Source organism: Vibrio sp. YT-19(2023) (assembly GCF_033337395.1).
The window spans coordinates 1-556 of sequence record NZ_JAWOQN010000947.1 but is presented as its reverse complement, the minus strand read 5'-3'; the positions used below and the strand labels follow the sequence as shown (position 1 = coordinate 556).

Here is a 556-nt window from a genome sequence, read left to right as displayed (position 1 = left end):
AGCTGGAGTAGGTTGAGTAGTCACTTTTGGTTTTAAAAACAATAACATCGACACTATCGCTATGATCATCAGCGACAGGCTTATATCCGGTATTAACAGTTTGGTGGAAGTCATCTTCTTTGAGGTTTAATGTTTCGCAGCTTGTTATTGCTTGAGCTTCTGTCATCTCTTGAGCAAGAATTCGCGCGGGTCCGCGACAATCATAACTGAATGTCATTATTCGCTGCTTTAATACAGATTTTGAGTTACTTAGCCCTAGCTGCTCAAGATAATCTGATGCATAAGCGTCAACCATTTCGGCGATGCCAACCCAAATTCGGTCTGACTTACCGCCTAGCGGGGAGCGCTTTAACAAAGAATCTAAAGTGTCGACAACGACTTTTTTGGTCTCTGCATCTTCAGTTTTTACCAGCCTAGCGAGCTCTCGCGCGGCATTGCCAAGTAGTTGTTCAGAATCCGTGCCTATCGCCCATTCGTTGTTGGTAATAAAACCACTCAAACGATGGATATAACTTGAGTCAGATTCAATCACATCGTAAAACGCTTTGGTTTGTGA

At 43.2% G+C, this 556-nt stretch carries 1 protein-coding gene; it reads right to left on the bottom strand.

The features are described 5' to 3' along the window. On the bottom strand, positions 1–556 hold a 556-nt coding region (locus R7E78_RS29345), incomplete at both ends, for a collagenase (RefSeq protein ID WP_318059048.1).